Raw genomic sequence first — 15,973 nt, 5'->3', positions numbered from 1 at the left:
GGAGGAGAACTGAAAATTGGGGGAAAAATGAAGAAGACCGTGCTGGGAACATTCGGGGCTTCTGCCCTCCTGGCCTTGGCCGTATCCGGGTGCGGGGGACCGGCAGCCCCGCAGGCCGCAGATTCCTCGACCGCAACGCCCGCGGCGTCACAGACCACAGCCGCCGCGACTCCCACCGCAACGCCCACACCCACCGCCAAGGCGTACACGTCCGAACAGCTGGCTGCCATCGTGGGGCAGGTCAGGGACTCGGCCGACCGCAGGCTGACCGTCCTGCCCGCCGTCGATATCACCAAGACGCTGGACCAAACCAAGACCATGCTCGCGTCGATCGACGTCAAACCCGCAGAGTGCAAGGAACTCGCTGCCGCCAGCACCGTGCCCTCCGTGGACGGCGCCACCCTGGCAGTTGGCATGAGCACCGATACAGGCACCGGCGCGGTAACGGCATTGTCGCTGATAGCGGGCCTCGACCAAAGCTTCCTTGCCAAGGTCGCCGACTCATCAGAGCAGCTGGCGAAGTGTTCGTCCATGACCATGACTGCCTCTGGAATGGAGGTCGCAGTCACCGTTAAAGCCGTGCCGGGCGTCAGCTCAGTTCCCGGCGCCGTCGCGTACCGCACGGACAGCACGTTGCCGGACGGCCGCACGCAGTCCACAGTCACGGCCCAGGCGGTGCAGCAGGGCGTGGTGCTCACCTCCGTCGCCTCCGGAGGCGCGAGCGAGGCCGACGCCGTCCAACGTGCCGGTGCGCTCCTCGACTCGGCCGCTGCCCTGGTCAAATAGGGCCGGTGAGGTAGCGCTGCACCGTGGGTGCCACCAGCCGCACCACATCCTCGGCGGGTGCTGACGCGAGCGGTTCCAGCCGCACCACGTAACGGACCATCATCAAACCCACGATCTGGGTTGCCACGAGGTTTCCGCGCAGCGCCACTTCCTCCGGCGGTCCGGGAACCGAAGCCGTGATCCTGCTGATCACCCTGCGTGCCACCGCCTCCCGAAGCAGCGACGTCCTGGCCGTGGACCCGATGGTTCCGCGCAGGAAGGCCAGGAGGCCGGCCTGGGCGGGGCTTTCCCAGAGCCGGAGGACCGTGCGGACCATCAGCTCGGCCCGCTGGCCGGGGTCCGATTCCGCCATGCCCGCAAGGACCTGCTCCGGGTCGGCCGGCAGTTCCACGCTGAGGGCAAAGAGTTCGTCCTTGCCGTTGAAGAAGTGGTGGATCATGGCCGGATCCACTCCCGCGGCGCGGGCCACCTGGCGCAGGCTGGTCCCGTCGAAGCCGTGCTCGGCGAAAAGCTTCCGGGCGGCGTCGAGGATGTGGTCCCGGGACGCGGTGGCCCCCCCGCGGCGTCCGCGGCGGCCGGCGGAACCCGCCGGGCGGCCAGCCGGATCCGCTGCCGGATTCCCTGCCGGGTCCCCTTGTCCGGGGCGGGTCACGCCGTCCGCCGGCGGAGCGTCAACGCGGCAAGCACGAGCACGCCGAGCGAGATGCCGGCCATAGCCGCAGCGTCCTGCCACAACCGGGTGGTTGCCTCAGCATGGGCGGCGACCTCTTGGAGGGCGTCCACGGAGTACGTCAGGGGGAGCACGTTGGAGATGGCTTCCAGTACGTCATTCATCCGGTCCCGGGCAACGAACAGGCCACACAGCAGGATCTGCGGCACCACCACTACCGGCATGAACTGGACGGCCTGGAATTCGGTCCTGGCAAAGGCCGAACAGAACAGGCCAAGCGCGACGCCCAGGACGGCGTTGATCACCGCGATCAGCACCACGTAGCCCGGGGCGCCGGCGATGTCCAGGCCAAGAATCCAGTAGGCCACCGCTGTGGCCACCAGTGACTGGAGTGCGGCCATCAGGGAGAAGGCCACCCCGTACCCGAACAGCAGGTCCGCCTTGTGCACCGGCGTGGTGAGCAGCCGCTCCAAGGTTCCGGATGTGCGTTCCCGCAGCATGGTGATGGACGTGACCAGGAACATCACCACGAACGGAAAGATGGCCAGCATCATCAGGCCAACCCGGTCGAACGTCCGGGGAACACCCGGCGGCAGCACCTCATTCTCATAGAGGAAGTACACCGCCGTGAGCAGCAGCGCCGGCACCACCAGGATCAGGGCGATGCTGCGGTGGTCGTGGCGGAGCTGGCTGAGCACCCGGCGGGTGGTGGCGAGCATCATCAGGATGTCCATCAGTGCACCGTCCCCTCCGGGCGGGAGGATGCCACGGCTTCCGGTTCATCGCCTGTCCCGTCGTCCGCGTTCCGGATGATGGCCAGGAAGGCCTGTTCCAGGTTGCTGCTGTGCCCGCGCCTGCTGAGCTCGTCCGGAGTGAGCTGCGCGAGGAGCCGGCCCTCCCGCAACAGCAGCAGCGTGTCGCAGCGGCTGGCCTCCTCCATGACGTGGCTGGAGACCAGGAGGGTGGTCCCGGCCCGTGCCATGGCCCGAAACCGTTCCCACAGGTCGGCCCGGAGGACGGGATCCAGGCCGACGGTGGGCTCGTCCAGCACCAACAGGCGGGGGTGGGCCACCAGTGCGCAGGCCAGGGAGACTCGGTTGACCTGGCCGCCGGAGAGGTCGGCGGTCTTGCGGCGTGCCAGGGCTTCGAGGCCGACGGCGGCAATCGCCTCGGCCACGTCGGCTTTCCCCTTCCGGTGCATGGCACCGAAATAGCGGACGTTCGCTTCGACGGTCAGGTCCGGGTAGACGCTGGGGGACTGGGTGACGTAGCCAACCTGCCGCCGCAGGGTGGCGCTGCCGGCCGGCAGGCCCAGCACCTCGACCGTGCCGCCGGCTATCCGCTGCGCGCCCACGATGGTGCGCATCAGCGTGGTCTTGCCGCTTCCGGAGGGTCCCAGCAGGCCGGTGATGCGTCCGGCGGGAATGCTGAAGTCCACACCGGCCAGCACGGGGCGCCGTCCCAGTTTCACGGTCAGTGCCGACGCTATGACGGCCGCGGTGTCCTGCCTGCGGGCTGCCGCCAGGGGTGCTTCCGGGTGGGACATGCCGCCTCCGTCGCTGCCGCAGGGCTTTCCCCGACGGACCCGCCGCGGGAATTCATCACCTGGTGAATTAAATGTAGGACGGGGCGGACAAGGGGGCAAGGGAATCCTGCGGCGCAAAAACACTTGTCAAACGTGTTCACCATCACATAGGTTCAATCTAGCTGCGCTGGAAGTGGGGTGGGCGGTCTCACCAGTCCTCACCAGTACTTAGGCGATAACGGCGTTGGGCCACGCCCGGATGCGATGACCAGCCTCACTGGGGGGCCAGGGGCTTTGTATTTTCCGGGCGTGGCCCTACTGTTTCCCGGACGCAGCGGGCTTCCCGCCGGGGCGGACTGCCCGGCCAGTCAGTGCCGCAGGGTGTGTGCCGGTAGATTAGTACCCAGACGAATTGTCCGGCCCTGCTGACCCAGCACTTCCCCAGAAACGGATACCACCCGTGGTCCTACGACTGTCCCAGCTTTTCCTGCGCACGCTGCGCGAAGACCCCGTCGACGCCGAGGTTGCCAGCCACAAACTGTTGGTCCGCGCCGGCTACATCCGCCGCGCGGCTCCCGGAATCTACACGTGGCTTCCGCTGGGGCTGAGCGTCCTGCGCAAGGTCGAGGAGATCATCCGCCAGGAAATGGCCGCCATCGGCGCCCAGGAAGTGCACTTCCCGGCACTGCTCCCGCGCGAGCCTTACGAGGCCACCAACCGGTGGACCGAGTACGGTGAGGGCCTGTTCCGGCTCCAGGACCGCAAAGGCGCCGACTACCTGCTGGCTCCCACGCATGAGGAAATGTTCACGCTCCTGGTCAAGGACCTGTATTCCTCCTACAAGGACCTTCCGCTGAGCCTGTACCAGATCCAGAACAAATACCGTGATGAAGCACGCCCGCGTGCGGGCCTCCTGCGCGGCCGTGAGTTCATCATGAAGGACTCCTACTCCTTCGATGTCGACGACGCCGGCCTGGATGCCAGCTACGCAGCCCACCGGGGCGCCTACCTGAAGATCTTCGAGCGCCTGGGCCTCGAGGTAGTTCCGGTGGCAGCCACCGCCGGTGCCATGGGCGGGTCCAGGAGCGAGGAATTCCTGTTCCCCACGGAAATCGGCGAGGACACGTTCGTCCGCTCCGCCGGCGGCTATGCAGCCAACGTCGAGGCCGTCACCACCGTGGTTCCTGACGAGATCGACTTCAGCAACGCCCCGGCCGCGGAAGTCCTGGACACCCCGGATACGCCCACCATCGACACCCTCGTAGCGGCTGCGAACCAGATTGCCCCGCGGGCAGAAGCCGACGGCGGCGCGTGGACTGCCGCAGACACGCTCAAGAACGTGGTCCTCGCCGTGACGCTGCCCACGGGTGAGCGGCAGCTGGTGGTCATCGGTGTTCCCGGCGACCGCGCCGTGGACCTCAAGCGCGTCGAAGCCAACATCGGTGCGTTCCTGCCGATCGCGGGCGAGATCGGCCTCGAGCAGGCCGGCGAGGAAGACCTCAAGAAGCAGCCCCTGATCGTCAAGGGCTACCTGGGCCCCGGCCTGTCGCTTGACCAGCCGCTGCTGGGCGCGGAGAGCGCCACCAAGCTGCTGTACCTGGTGGACCCGCGCGTGGTCAACGGAACGGCATGGATCACCGGTGCCAACGAGGCAGGCAAGCACGTCTTCGGCCTGGTGGCTGGCCGCGACTTCAGCTGGGACGGCGTGATTGAGTGCACCGAAGTCCGCGCAGGGGACCCCTCACCTGACGGTTCGGGCCCCCTGGAGACCGCCCGCGGCATCGAGATGGGCCACATCTTCCAGCTCGGCCGCAAGTATGCCGAAGCCCTTGACCTCAAGGTCCTGGACCAGAACGGCAAGCAGGTGGTGGTCACCATGGGCTCCTATGGCGTCGGCGTCACCCGTGCCGTTGCCGCACTGGCCGAAGCCAACCACGATGACCGCGGCCTGGTCTGGCCCCGCACCGTGGCTCCGGCCGATGTCCATGTCGTGGCCGTGGGGCGTGGGGAGGAAATCTTCCAGGCAGCGGAAAAGCTGTCCGCAGAACTCGAAGAGGCCGGTCTCTCCGTCATCTACGACGACCGCCCCAAGGTCTCGCCCGGCGTGAAGTTTGGCGACGCCGAGCTCGTGGGCGTGCCCACCATCCTGGCCGTAGGCCGCGGACTGGTGGACGGCGTGGTGGAGATCAAGGACCGCCGCAGCGGCGACGCCGAGAACGTTGCCGTGGACAAGGCCGTCGACTACGTGGTCAACGCCGTCCGCAACCGGTGATCTCCGGCTTCGAGTCGATCCAGCTCACCACCATCATCCTGATCGTGGTGGCTGGGTTCGCAGCCGGCTGGGTTGACGCGGTAGTGGGCGGGGGAGGCCTCATCCAGCTTCCCGCGCTGCTGTTGGTTCCCGGCATCGCGCCCGTGCAGGCACTGGCCACCAACAAGATGGGCTCCATCTTCGGAACCGCCACCAGTGCCGCGACGTACTACCGGCGGGTGGGGCCGGACCTTCGGACCGCCGTCCCCATGGCAGCCATAGCCCTGGCGGGCAGTTTCGGCGGCGCCAGCCTGGCCGCTTCCCTGCCCGCCGGGGTGTTCAAACCGATCATCGTGGTAGCGCTGGTCGCCGTCGCGCTCTTCACCGCTCTGAAGCCCAATGTGGGCGAGCTGACGGCGCTGCGGCACGACGGCCACAAGCACTACGTCGTCGCCTGCCTCATCGGTGCCGTGATCGGCTTCTATGACGGACTCATCGGCCCCGGGACGGGGTCTTTCCTGGTGATCGCACTGGTGTCCGCCATGGGCTACGCGTTCCTGGAGGCCAGCGCCAAAGCCAAGATCGTGAACATGGCCACCAACGCCGGCGCGCTGCTGTTCTTCCTGCCGCACGGGTCCATCCTGTGGGGCATCGGACTGCTGCTTGGGGCGGCCAACATGGCCGGCGGCTACCTTGGCGCCCGCACCGCGGTGAACCAGGGCAGCAAGTTCGTCCGGGTGGTCTTCCTGGTGGTTGTGGCCGCGCTGATCGTCAAGCTCGGCTACGACGTCTGGCAGGACAACTTCGCCTGACCGGTGCGCAAAACTGCTCCTCGTGGCGGAACCCGCCCGGGCGTAGCATGCAGGTATGGCACCCGGGGATGACGAGTATGCACCGGCACTTGCGGCCGCGGCGAGGCATACCCAGGCCTGGCTTGCCAGCCTTCCCAGCCGGCCGGTGGGGCCCAGCCTGCACGCCTCAGAGCTTGCCGGAGCGTTTGGCGGCCCGCTCCCGGACGCCGGCATGCCGGCCGCAGGGGTCATCGACCTGCTTGCCGCCGCGGCCGAACCAGGACTCATGGCCATGCCCGCCGGACGGTTCTTCGGCTGGGTGATCGGCGGCACCCTTCCCGCTGCCCTTGCCTCGGACTGGCTGGTCAGCGCCTGGGACCAAAATGCCGGCCTGCGCTATGCCACCCCGGCCACGGCTGCCATCGAGGAAGCCGCCGGTAGCTGGCTGCTGGACCTGTTGGGGTTGCCGGACACCGCGGACGTCGGGTTCGTCACCGGCGCCACCATGGCGAATTTCACTGGCATGGCTGCCGCCCGGTGGCGGCTGCTGACCGGCGCAGGCTGGGACCTTGACCGCGACGGCCTGTCCGGCGCGCCGCGGATCCGCTGCTTCGTGGGCAAGGAGCGGCACGACACCGTGGACCTTGGCCTGCGGTACCTGGGGCTGGGACAGCCGACGGCGGTGGACGTCGACGGGCAGGGGCGCCTGGTCCCTGCCGCGCTGGATGCCGCCCTCGCGTCCGGCACGGGACCCGCCCTGGTATGCCTTCAGGCCGGGAACCTGCACTCCGGCGCCTTTGACCCCTTTACGGACGCCATCGCCGTCGCGCGCAAGCACGGGGCGTGGGTGCACATCGACGGTGCGTTCGGTTTGTGGGCGGCGGCCGCACCGGGACTGCGGCACCTCACCGCAGGCTTCGAGGAAGCAGACTCGTGGGGCACCGATGCCCACAAGACCCTGAACGTGCCCTACGACTGCGGCATTGCGATCGTCCGGGACGCCGGGGCGCTCCGGTCCGCCATGGGCCTGCACGCCAGTTACCTCGTGCACGATGCCGAAGGCCCGGGGGACCCGTTCGAGAAGGTCCCGGAGCTGTCGCGGCGCGCCCGCGGAGTGCCGGTCTGGGCAGCCCTGAAAAGCCTGGGCCGCGAGGGGGTCGCAGCCCAGGTGGCCGGTCTCGCGGCTGCCGCCGCCGCGATCGCCGACGGCCTGGCAGCGCTGGACGGCGTGGAGGTCCTCAATGACGTCGGCTACACCCAGGTATGCATCGCGTTCGGGGACGACGAGACAACCCGTGCGGTGACGGCCCGCATCATCGAGGACGGGAAGGTATGGATGTCCGGTTCGCGCTGGCAGGACCGCGACATCCTCCGGGTCTCCGTGAGCAACTGGCATACCGGCGGTGAGGACGTCGCCACCGCCGTGGAGGCCGTCCGCTCAGCCCTGGCCGCCGTGCGGACTTCGTGACCATTTCCGGGGGCGGGACGTAGCGGCCGGCTGCCGGCTCCTATCCGCCCTGGCCCGGCTCCGGCAGGGAATGGGGGTGCGGCAAGCCCTCCAGGGTGCCCCCGGCCAGCGTGCTGGCAACCCACAGCGACCGGGCCAAGTCGCCGTGGTGCCCGTGCGCGGCGTACCACAGCGCGTTGTCCACCTCCCTGGCGATGCCCCATTGCCGGGCCGCGTCCGGGTCGAGGCCGGCGGCCGTGCTGAAGTCGTGGCACCGCCGGAGCAGGCCGCGGCCGGCGTCTTTTGCCGGCAAGTCCGCGAGGCGGTTCCACAACAGGGGCGCGACGGCGAATTCCGGCTCGCCGATCATTGGCTGCGGGTCGATGGCCGAGTAACCGTCCCGCCAGTGTGGTCCATCCGGTGCCGCAGTGCCGGGACGGGCGAGGACATTCAGGAAATGCAGATCCGTGTGGACCAGCAGGTCCCGGGCAGACCTCCGGCCCACCGCGCCCCGGGTCTGGCACACCTCCAGGGCCGCTTCCAGCAGCCAGCGGGGAAAAGGCTGTCCAAGCTGCTCCCAGTCCGCGGGAAAGTCGTCGCTCCACTGCTCCGCCCGCGCTGCGATGTGGCCGAACTCCAGCCACTGCGGGCGTTCATCCGGGACCAACCCCAACTGCCGGACCAGGGCGCCCCAGATCGGGACGGCGTCGTCCACCGGCAGGGCAGCCAGCGGCCGGCCGGCGTCAAGGCGTTCCAGGAGCATGGCGCATGATCCGGTGTCCGAGGCCAGCAGGGCCACTGCCCCCTGCCCGTTCCAAAGCGCCAGCGCATGGCGTTCCACCGTGGCCTCGTCGTGGGGAAAGGCGATCTTGAGGGCCGCGGGGGAGCCGTCGTCCCGCCGGACCGGGACCACCATGCCGCCGTGCCCGCTCCATGGGAGGCTGCCGGGTGCCAGGTCGACCTCAAGGCCCCACTGCACCAGGCGGTCCTCCACCAACCCAGGCAAGGCGCCGATCCAGGCCCGGCCGGCGCTGGTGCGTGCGTACCGGGACTCCAGGTCCGGAGGGATGGAAACTGCCTGCGCCCTGGTCACCGGGTCAGACAACGCCCGAGGCGCCGAGCAGGTTGCCGATGAGGAACGTCGCCGCCAATGCCAGCGCCCCGCCCACCACCACCCGGACGGCTGCCTTGGTTCTTGAACCGCCGCCAATCCAGGCCCCCAGGGCTCCCGTCAACGCCAGGGCCACCAAAACCGACACGAAGGTCAACGGGATCCGGAGCTCCGGCGGCGGAAGGAGGATCGCCAGCATGGGCAGGATGGCGCCGATCGTAAAGGCAAGCGCCGAGGCGAACGCCGCGTGCCATGGACTGACGATATCTGTTTCGTCAATGTTCAGTTCCGCGGACAAGTGTGCAGCCAGCACATCATGGGCCGTGAGTTCCCGGGCCACCTTGGCAGCAGTTTCAGGTGTCAGGCCCTTGGCCTGGTAGATGGCGGTCAACTCGGCCAGTTCCTCGTCCGGTTCTTCCGCCAGTTCCCGGCGTTCCTTCTCGATGAGGGCCCGCTGGCTGTCGCTTTGGCTGCTCACGGAAACGTACTCACCCAAGGCCATTGACACCGCACCGCCCACTACGCCGGCGACGCCCGCCGTGAGGATGGGGCCGGATGCGGCGGTGGCACCTGCCACGCCCACCACGATCGCCGCCACGGAGACGATGCCGTCGTTGGCCCCCAGGACACCGGCGCGCAGCCAGTTCAGCCGGTGCGCTATATCGTCGCCGTGGGGTTCGGTCCCACGGTGGCGGGTCAGCCCCGGGGTTTCCGGGGTGGTGCCCCGGGCGTCGGCCGGTTCGTCCGTGTTCATGCCTTCAGCAAACCACTCCGGACGCTCCGGTGCCACCCCTCCGGCATGGTCCCCTCCAAGCGGGCGCCTTGGCATTCAACGGGGCGCAGTTCGCGGTCAGGATGGTGTGGGGGAGTCCGTGGCGGATTCGCCGACACGAAGAGGGGGCAGTTGCCCCACGTCCAGGATGAGGCCTGGAACCGGACCCGGGTCTGCGCCCCACCGCGCGGCCCGGACCGCCGTCGACTCCAACGCCCCCAGTGCCCAGGCGCGGTCCTGGCCCTGGGTCAATGCCACAGCATCGCCGTAGGCCGCCAGGGTTGATGCTTCGATCCGGCCCAGCCCCGCCGCAGGTGCGGCCAGGAAGCTGCCATCGAGGATATAGCCCGGCTGCTGCGGCACGGGCACTCCGCAGGCGAGCCGGAGGCGTGCGTCCGCGGACGCGGCCAGGCCTTTGTGCCGGCCCAGGAATTCCGACGCCGGGCCCGCCTCCGCCGGCGCGAGGCGGGGGAGCGCCGCCTGGTAGGCATAGATGGCCTGCTGCTCGGCGACGGTTACGGCTGCCAAAGCCTGGCGCGCGCCGGCAGGAGCGCCGGGCCCGGTGGACTCCGGCGCGGCCGCCGTGGCCGGTGGTGCCGCGCACGGTGACGCGCTGGAGGCAGCCCCGGATACGTCCCCGTCCGGCCCAGCTGCCATGCCCTGCGGCGCCGGCAGCCCGGCCGCCGCAGCGAGCCTGCCGGCGGCCAGCAGCTGGGCGGTGCCGGTCCCGGCCAGGAGGCGGGCCGACCCGCCGTCGGCCTCTCCTGCGTCCCTGATGCGGACGCGGCCGCTCGCGGCGAGTGCCTGGACCATCTCTGCCGCCCCCTTGGCACGGATGGCAGGGGCCGGTGACGGGGACGCCGACCCCTGCGCGCCGGCTTCGGGGGAAGGGGACTGGAGCGCCCTGGCCTGGATGGTCAGCAACGTCACAACAGCGTCCACCGTAGCGGAATCCACGGCACCGCTGGCCGCCAGGCCCTGTCCCGCAGCCCGCAGTTCCAGGGCGTCCGTGAGCGCCGCCGCCATGGCCCGCTCCGAAAAGGAAGGAACCGCCGGCGCGGGCTTTTCCGCGGGAACCAGGGCGAAACCGAGGCTCAGGACAACCAGCGCCGCCAGGGCGAGGGCGGCAACACGGAACGGACGCAGGCGCGGGTGGCTGTCGGGGCGGCGGTCATTCACAACAGACCATGGTGTCACGCTGCGGGGGACCCCGGTGCACCACTGGACCGGTAAAATAGCTACGCTAGTAAACACACATCATCTATAGGGAGGGCGGCCGGCATCGTGAGCAATGCAGAAGCCACGGCTTCACCAGACCACACCGGTACGGGAAGCGGATCCGCACCGGCCCACAACCCCGAAGCCGCCCGGCTCCGGGCTCTTTTGGAGCCCGCCGTCCAGGCCAACCGGCTCTACCTTGAGGACGTGGCCATCAACATCGCCGGCTCGCACCGGGTGGTCAACGTCGTGGTGGACCTGCCCGAGGAGGAAACGGGCGGTGTCAGCCTGGACGTCATTGCCGACATCTCGAAGGTGCTCTCCGACGTCCTGGACAGCGACCCCAGTGCCGACACGCGCCCCTACGACCTCGAGGTGTCCTCGCCCGGCGTCGGGCGCCCCCTGACCGAACCACGCCACTGGCACCGTGCCCGTGGCCGGATGGTCAAGGTCAACGTGGTCCAAGGTGAGAACGTCACCGGGCGCATCCAGTCGGTGGGCGACGACGGCGTGACCCTGGTCCCGGAGGTCGCCGTCAAGAAAGGCATGAAGCCCCGGCAGGGTGAACCCGTAAAGCTTCCTTTCGACAGGATCCGCAACGGAAAAGTCGAGATCGAATTCAGCCACCTCTCCGAAGATGGTCTGGAACCTGAACACAATGGACCTTCCGAGGAGGCCTGATGGATATTGACATGAGCGCACTGAGGCTTTTGGAGCGTGAGCGTGAAATCCCGCTGGACCTCCTGATCCCCACCATCGAGCAGGCGCTCCTGGTGGCCTACCACAAGTCGCCCGGCGCCTTCGAAAAAGCGCGCGCCGAGCTGGACCGCAAGAGCGGCCACGTAACCATCTGGGCTGTCGAAATCGACGACGACGGGGCTCCGATCGGCGAATTCGAGCACACCCCCGAGGGGTTCGGCCGGATCGCTGCCAGCACCGCACGCCAGATCATCCTGCAGCGGCTCCGCGACGTCGAGGATGACAACGTCCTGGGCGAGTTCAAGGGCCGCGAGGGCGAGCTGGTGTCCGGCACCATCCAGCAGGGCAACAACCCGCACATGATCCAGGTCAACCTCGGATCGCTGGAGGCGCTGCTGCCGCCGCCGGAGCAGGTCCCCGGGGAAAAATACATCCACGGCAACCGCCTGCGCGCCCTGGTGATCGACGTCCACCGCGGCACCAAGGGTCCGTCGGTCACGTTGTCCCGCTCGCACCCGGGCCTGGTCCGGAAGCTCTTCGAACTCGAAGTGCCCGAGATCGCCGACCACTCGGTGGAAATCGTTGCGCTGGCCCGCGAGGCCGGACACCGCACCAAGATTGCCGTGAAGGCGAACACTCCCGGGATCAACGCCAAGGGCGCGTGCATCGGGGAAATGGGGTCGCGGGTCCGGGCCGTCATGACCGAGCTCAACGACGAAAAGATCGACATCGTCGATTTCAGCGACAACCCGGCGACCTTCATCGCCAGCGCCCTCTCGCCGTCGCGCGTGAATTCCGTCACCATCACCGACGAAGCAACGCGGTCCGCCCGAGTGGTGGTCCCCGACTACCAGCTGTCCCTGGCCATTGGCAAGGAAGGCCAGAACGCCCGCCTGGCGGCAAAGCTGACGGGCTGGCGGATCGACATCGTCTCCGACGCCGCGGCCCCCCGCGACAAATAACGTCCAGGGCAGGGTGGCTGCCGGATTCCGGCAGCCACCCGGTTTCGGGCAGAATGGCCCAAAGGGGCTAGAATAGATAAGACCGCGCCTAACGGCCGGCAGCCGTGTGCCCTGTGCATGCCAGTTTTCCGGTACTCCGGAGGCGGGCATTCCAGTGCCAGCAGAATGAACGTCAGGACGATGACCGTGGCAGAAGTGCTTTCCACCGGGAGTCAGCCCGAACGTACCTGCATCGGATGCCGGAAGAAAGGCCTGCGGTCGCAGTTGCTCCGGCTCGTCGCCGAAGGCAGCGGGTCAACCGCTGTCCTGGTGGATGAACGACGCCGGATGGCTGGCCGGGGTGCTTGGCTGCACCCCAACGAATCGTGCCTGGCTCTGGCGATCAAGCGGCGAGCATTCGGACGTGCCCTTCCGGGCGCGACCGGGACCGCCGCAGTTGAACGCCGGATCACGTCAGGCCCGGCCGTTGACGTCGCCACGGCGGCTGCAACACCAACCGTCCAACCTGAAAGCGGGTCAGAAATCTGATGGAAACCCGATGAGTTCCCAGCGATGAGTGCGTAACGATGACAACTTTGTTGCGCTCTGCAATGGGCCCTTCCGCAGTATCAGCGGCTGGGGTCCGCAGTAAGAAGTAGACGGTTCGTGCCTGGCTCGGTGCGGACCGAGACAGGAGAAATGTGGCCAAGGTCCGCGTACATGAGCTCGCCAAAGAGCTCGGTATAACTTCCAAAGATGCAGTCACAAAACTGCAGGAACTGGGCGAATTCGTTCGCTCCGCCTCATCCACCATTGAGGCCCCCGTTGTGCGGAAACTGCGCAACGCCTTCCCGGACGCCGCTGCCAAATCGGCAGCCCCTGCCGCGACGCCCGCAGCCGCCCCCAAGGCGCCCGCACCCGCAGCAGGATCACGTCCTTCAGCACCCGCGCCCGGCCCGGCTGCGCCCAAGGCCCCGGCCCCCGCGGCGCAAGCACCGGCCGCGCCTGCCCAGGCTGCCCCGGCAGCTCCCGCAGCTGAAACCCCGGCGCCTGCCGCCCCCGCGGCTCCGTCCACGGGCGCCAAGCCCGGCGCCCGCCCTGCCCCGAAGGCAGAGACCCCGGCTCCCTCCACCCGTCCGGGTGGTTCCACGCCGGGTGCTTCCGGGCCCCGGCCCGGCGGTCCCCGTCCGGGCAACAACCCCTTCGCCACGTCACAGGGCATGCCCCGTGGCCGCGGCGGAGACGGTGAACGCGCTCCACGTCCGGGCAACAACCCGTTCGCCACCTCCCAGGGCATGCCCCGTCCGGGCGGCGGCCGCGATGGCGACCGTCCCGGCGGTCCCCGTCCCGCAGCCGGCGCCGGCGGACCCCGTCCCGGTGGGCCGCGCCCCGCAGCCGGTGCCGGTGGGCCCCGTCCCGCAGCCGGTGCCGGCGGACCCCGTCCCGGCGCCCCGCGCCCCGGCGGTCCCCGTCCAACTCCCGGCATGATGCCCAACCGCACCGAGCGTCCCGCACCCGCAGGTGCCGGCCGTCCCGGCGGCGGCCGCGGACCCGGACGCCCAGGCGGCGCTCCCGGTACCGGTGGCCCCGGTGGCGGCGGCGGTGCTCCCGCCGGTGGTGGATTCGGCAAGGGCGGCCGCGGCCGCGGTGGCACCCAGGGTGCCTTCGGCAAGGGCGGCGCAGGCCGTGGCAAGCAGCGCAAGTCCAAGCGCGCCAAGCGCCAGGAACTTGAGCAGATGAGTGCCCCGTCGCTGGGTGGCGTGAGCGTACCCCGCGGCGACGGCAACACTGTGATCCGGCTCCGCCGCGGGTCGTCCATCACGGACTTCGCCGACAAGATCGAGGCGAACCCCGCTGCACTGGTGACCGTGCTGTTCCACCTTGGTGAAATGGCTACCGCCACCCAGTCCCTGGACGAAGACACCTTCGCCCTCCTCGGCGAGGAACTGGGCTACAAGCTCCAGGTCGTCTCCCCTGAAGACGAAGAACGCGAGCTGCTCTCCAGCTTTGACATCGACTTTGACGCCGAGCTCGAAGCCGAAGGCGATGAGGAACTTGAGGCACGTCCTCCGGTAGTCACCGTCATGGGCCACGTCGACCACGGTAAGACCCGACTGCTCGATGCCATCCGCAAGTCCGACGTCATGGCGGGCGAACACGGCGGCATCACCCAGCACATCGGTGCCTACCAGGTCACGCACAACCACGAAGGCGACGACCGGAAGATCACCTTCATCGATACCCCGGGCCACGAGGCGTTCACCGCCATGCGTGCCCGAGGTGCCAAGGTCACCGACATCGCCATCCTGGTGGTCGCAGCGGACGACGGCGTCATGCCCCAGACCGTTGAGGCGCTCAACCACGCCCAGGCGGCCAACGTGCCGATCGTCGTGGCAGTGAACAAGATCGACAAGGAAGGCGCCAACCCGGAAAAGGTCCGCGGCCAGCTGACCGAGTACGGACTGGTTCCCGAGGAATACGGTGGCGACACCATGTTCGTGGAAGTTTCTGCCCGCCAGAACCTCCACATCGACGAGCTGCTCGAGGCCGTCCTGCTCACCGCGGACGCCGCCCTGGACATGCGCGCCAACCCGAACAAGGACGCCCGCGGTATCGCGATCGAAGCCAACCTGGACAAGGGCCGCGGTGCGGTTGCCACCGTCCTGGTGCAGTCCGGCACCCTGCGCGTCGGCGACACCATCGTGGCAGGCACGGCTCACGGCCGCGTCCGTGCGATGTTCGACGACGACGGCAGCGCCCTGACCGAGGCAGGCCCGTCCCGCCCCGTGCAGGTGCTGGGTCTGTCCAACGTCCCGCGCGCCGGTGACACCTTCTTCGTGACCGCTGACGAGCGCACCGCCCGCCAGATCGCCGAGAAGCGTGAAGCCGCCGACCGCAACGCCGCCCTGGCCAAGCGCCGCAAGCGGATCAGCCTGGAAGACTTCGACCAGGCCGTCGCCGAAGGCAAGATCGACACCCTCAACCTCATCCTCAAGGGTGACGTGTCCGGTGCCGTGGAAGCCCTCGAAGACGCGCTGCTCAAGATCGACGTCGGCGAAGGCGTGCAGCTGCGCGTCATCCACCGCGGTGTGGGTGCCATCACCCAGAACGACGTCAACCTGGCAACGGTCGACTCCGCCGTCATCATCGGCTTCAACGTCAAGCCCGCCGAGCGGGTCGCCGAACTGGCAGACCGCGAAGGCGTGGACATGCGCTTCTACTCCGTCATCTACGCAGCAATCGATGACATCGAAGCAGCCCTCAAGGGCATGCTCAAGCCGGAGTACGAAGAAGTCCAGCTTGGCACCGCCGAGGTCCGCGAAGTATTCCGCTCCTCCAAGTTCGGAAACATCGCCGGCTCGATCGTCCGCTCGGGCATCATCCGCCGCAACGCCAAGGCACGCGTCACCCGCGACGGCAAGATCATTGGTGACAACCTCACGGTCGAGTCGCTCAAGCGGTTCAAGGACGACGCCACCGAGGTCCGCACGGACTTCGAATGTGGTATCGGTCTTGGCTCGTACAACGACATCACCGAGGGTGACATCATCGAGACCTTCGAGATGCGCGAGAAGCCGCGCGTCTAGGCTGTCTGTTTCGGGGCCGTCGGGATCTCCCGGCGGCCCCCGCTTTTCCGCCGTAAAGGGGGCCCCGCCCCTACGACGGGTGGCCGACGATCTGCGATCGTCAGCCACCCGTCTCCGGCAGGCCCGATGCCACTCCCGGGCCCCCTTCACGGCTCCAAAGCGCCGCCGGAAGATC

Annotated in this window: 14 protein-coding genes; 8 read left to right on the top strand and 6 right to left on the bottom strand. The window is 68.7% G+C overall.

Going from position 1 to position 15,973, the window contains the following annotated elements:
- Positions 1–27 precede the first annotated feature (27 nt).
- Entirely contained in the window at positions 28–786 is a 759-nt protein-coding gene (locus QRM95_RS13750) for a hypothetical protein (protein ID WP_285248121.1), read from the top strand.
- Here the strand turns inward: QRM95_RS13750 and QRM95_RS13745 are convergent.
- The 3 genes from QRM95_RS13745 to QRM95_RS13735 are packed head-to-tail and all read right to left on the bottom strand — an operon-like array spanning position 779 to position 3,002.
- Positions 779–1,438 carry a TetR/AcrR family transcriptional regulator gene (locus QRM95_RS13745; RefSeq protein ID WP_502934967.1) on the bottom strand — a complete coding sequence of 220 codons (660 nt, stop codon included), beginning with the start codon at positions 1,436–1,438 and terminating at the stop codon, positions 779–781. The two genes, QRM95_RS13750 and QRM95_RS13745, sit on opposite strands and share 8 nt — an antisense overlap.
- Positions 1,435–2,178 carry an ABC transporter permease gene (locus QRM95_RS13740; RefSeq protein WP_285248163.1) on the bottom strand — a complete coding sequence of 248 codons (744 nt, stop codon included), beginning with the start codon at positions 2,176–2,178 and terminating at the stop codon, positions 1,435–1,437. Before QRM95_RS13740 ends, QRM95_RS13745 begins: the two co-directional genes overlap by 4 nt.
- Positions 2,179–2,189: 11 nt before the next feature.
- Positions 2,190–3,002 (bottom strand): ABC transporter ATP-binding protein, encoded by an 813-nt coding sequence (locus tag QRM95_RS13735; RefSeq protein ID WP_285248120.1) that lies wholly within the window; start codon positions 3,000–3,002, stop codon positions 2,190–2,192.
- Between the two features lie 439 nt (positions 3,003–3,441).
- On the opposite strand from QRM95_RS13735, the gene QRM95_RS13730 reads away from it, so the two are divergent.
- Genes QRM95_RS13730 through QRM95_RS13720 form a run of 3 tightly spaced genes read left to right on the top strand, consistent with a single transcriptional unit; the run spans position 3,442 to position 7,491 of the window.
- Entirely contained in the window at positions 3,442–5,253 is a 1,812-nt protein-coding gene (locus QRM95_RS13730) for a proline--tRNA ligase (protein ID WP_285248119.1), read from the top strand.
- Positions 5,250–6,044, top strand: coding sequence for a sulfite exporter TauE/SafE family protein (locus tag QRM95_RS13725; protein ID WP_285248118.1), 795 nt, complete (start codon positions 5,250–5,252; stop codon positions 6,042–6,044). The genes QRM95_RS13730 and QRM95_RS13725 overlap by 4 nt, the downstream gene beginning before the upstream one ends.
- 55 nt (positions 6,045–6,099) lie before the next feature.
- Complete coding sequence (locus QRM95_RS13720; RefSeq protein ID WP_285248117.1) at positions 6,100–7,491, top strand: pyridoxal phosphate-dependent decarboxylase family protein; 1,392 nt, start codon at positions 6,100–6,102, stop codon at positions 7,489–7,491.
- A gap of 40 nt (positions 7,492–7,531) precedes the next feature.
- On the opposite strand, the gene QRM95_RS13715 is transcribed toward QRM95_RS13720, so the two are convergent.
- From QRM95_RS13715 to QRM95_RS13705, 3 genes are all read right to left on the bottom strand, one after another.
- Positions 7,532–8,563, bottom strand: coding sequence for an aminoglycoside phosphotransferase family protein (locus tag QRM95_RS13715; protein ID WP_285248116.1), 1,032 nt, complete (start codon positions 8,561–8,563; stop codon positions 7,532–7,534).
- Positions 8,564–8,567: 4 nt separating this feature from the next.
- Positions 8,568–9,335 (bottom strand): VIT1/CCC1 transporter family protein, encoded by a 768-nt coding sequence (locus QRM95_RS13710; RefSeq protein WP_285248115.1) that lies wholly within the window; start codon positions 9,333–9,335, stop codon positions 8,568–8,570.
- A 96-nt stretch (positions 9,336–9,431) separates the two neighbouring features.
- Positions 9,432–10,532: a DUF4439 domain-containing protein gene (locus tag QRM95_RS13705; protein WP_285248114.1), complete on the bottom strand. Its 1,101-nt coding sequence runs from the start codon at positions 10,530–10,532 to the stop codon at positions 9,432–9,434.
- A 105-nt stretch (positions 10,533–10,637) separates the two neighbouring features.
- Between QRM95_RS13705 and rimP the strand changes: the two genes are divergently transcribed.
- The 4 genes from rimP to infB all read left to right on the top strand — a co-directional run bounded on the left by rimP (position 10,638) and on the right by infB (position 15,798).
- A complete protein-coding gene (gene rimP, locus QRM95_RS13700) occupies positions 10,638–11,252 on the top strand; it encodes a ribosome maturation factor RimP (protein ID WP_285248113.1) in 615 nt (204 codons plus the stop codon).
- On the top strand, positions 11,252–12,232 hold the full coding sequence (nusA, locus tag QRM95_RS13695) for a transcription termination factor NusA (protein WP_285248112.1): 981 nt from the start codon (positions 11,252–11,254) through the stop codon (positions 12,230–12,232). The genes rimP and nusA overlap by 1 nt, the downstream gene beginning before the upstream one ends.
- 117 nt (positions 12,233–12,349) lie before the next feature.
- Positions 12,350–12,760: a YlxR family protein gene (locus QRM95_RS13690; protein WP_502934966.1), complete on the top strand. Its 411-nt coding sequence runs from the start codon at positions 12,350–12,352 to the stop codon at positions 12,758–12,760.
- Positions 12,761–12,912: 152 nt separating this feature from the next.
- Positions 12,913–15,798 (top strand): translation initiation factor IF-2, encoded by a 2,886-nt coding sequence (infB, locus tag QRM95_RS13685; protein WP_285248110.1) that lies wholly within the window; start codon positions 12,913–12,915, stop codon positions 15,796–15,798.
- Positions 15,799–15,973: the final 175 nt, after the last annotated feature.

The sequence above is a fragment of the Pseudarthrobacter sp. efr-133-R2A-89 genome, assembly GCF_030209315.1.
GTDB lineage: Bacteria > Actinomycetota > Actinomycetes > Actinomycetales > Micrococcaceae > Arthrobacter.
This window is presented reverse-complemented; position numbering and strand designations above follow the sequence as displayed.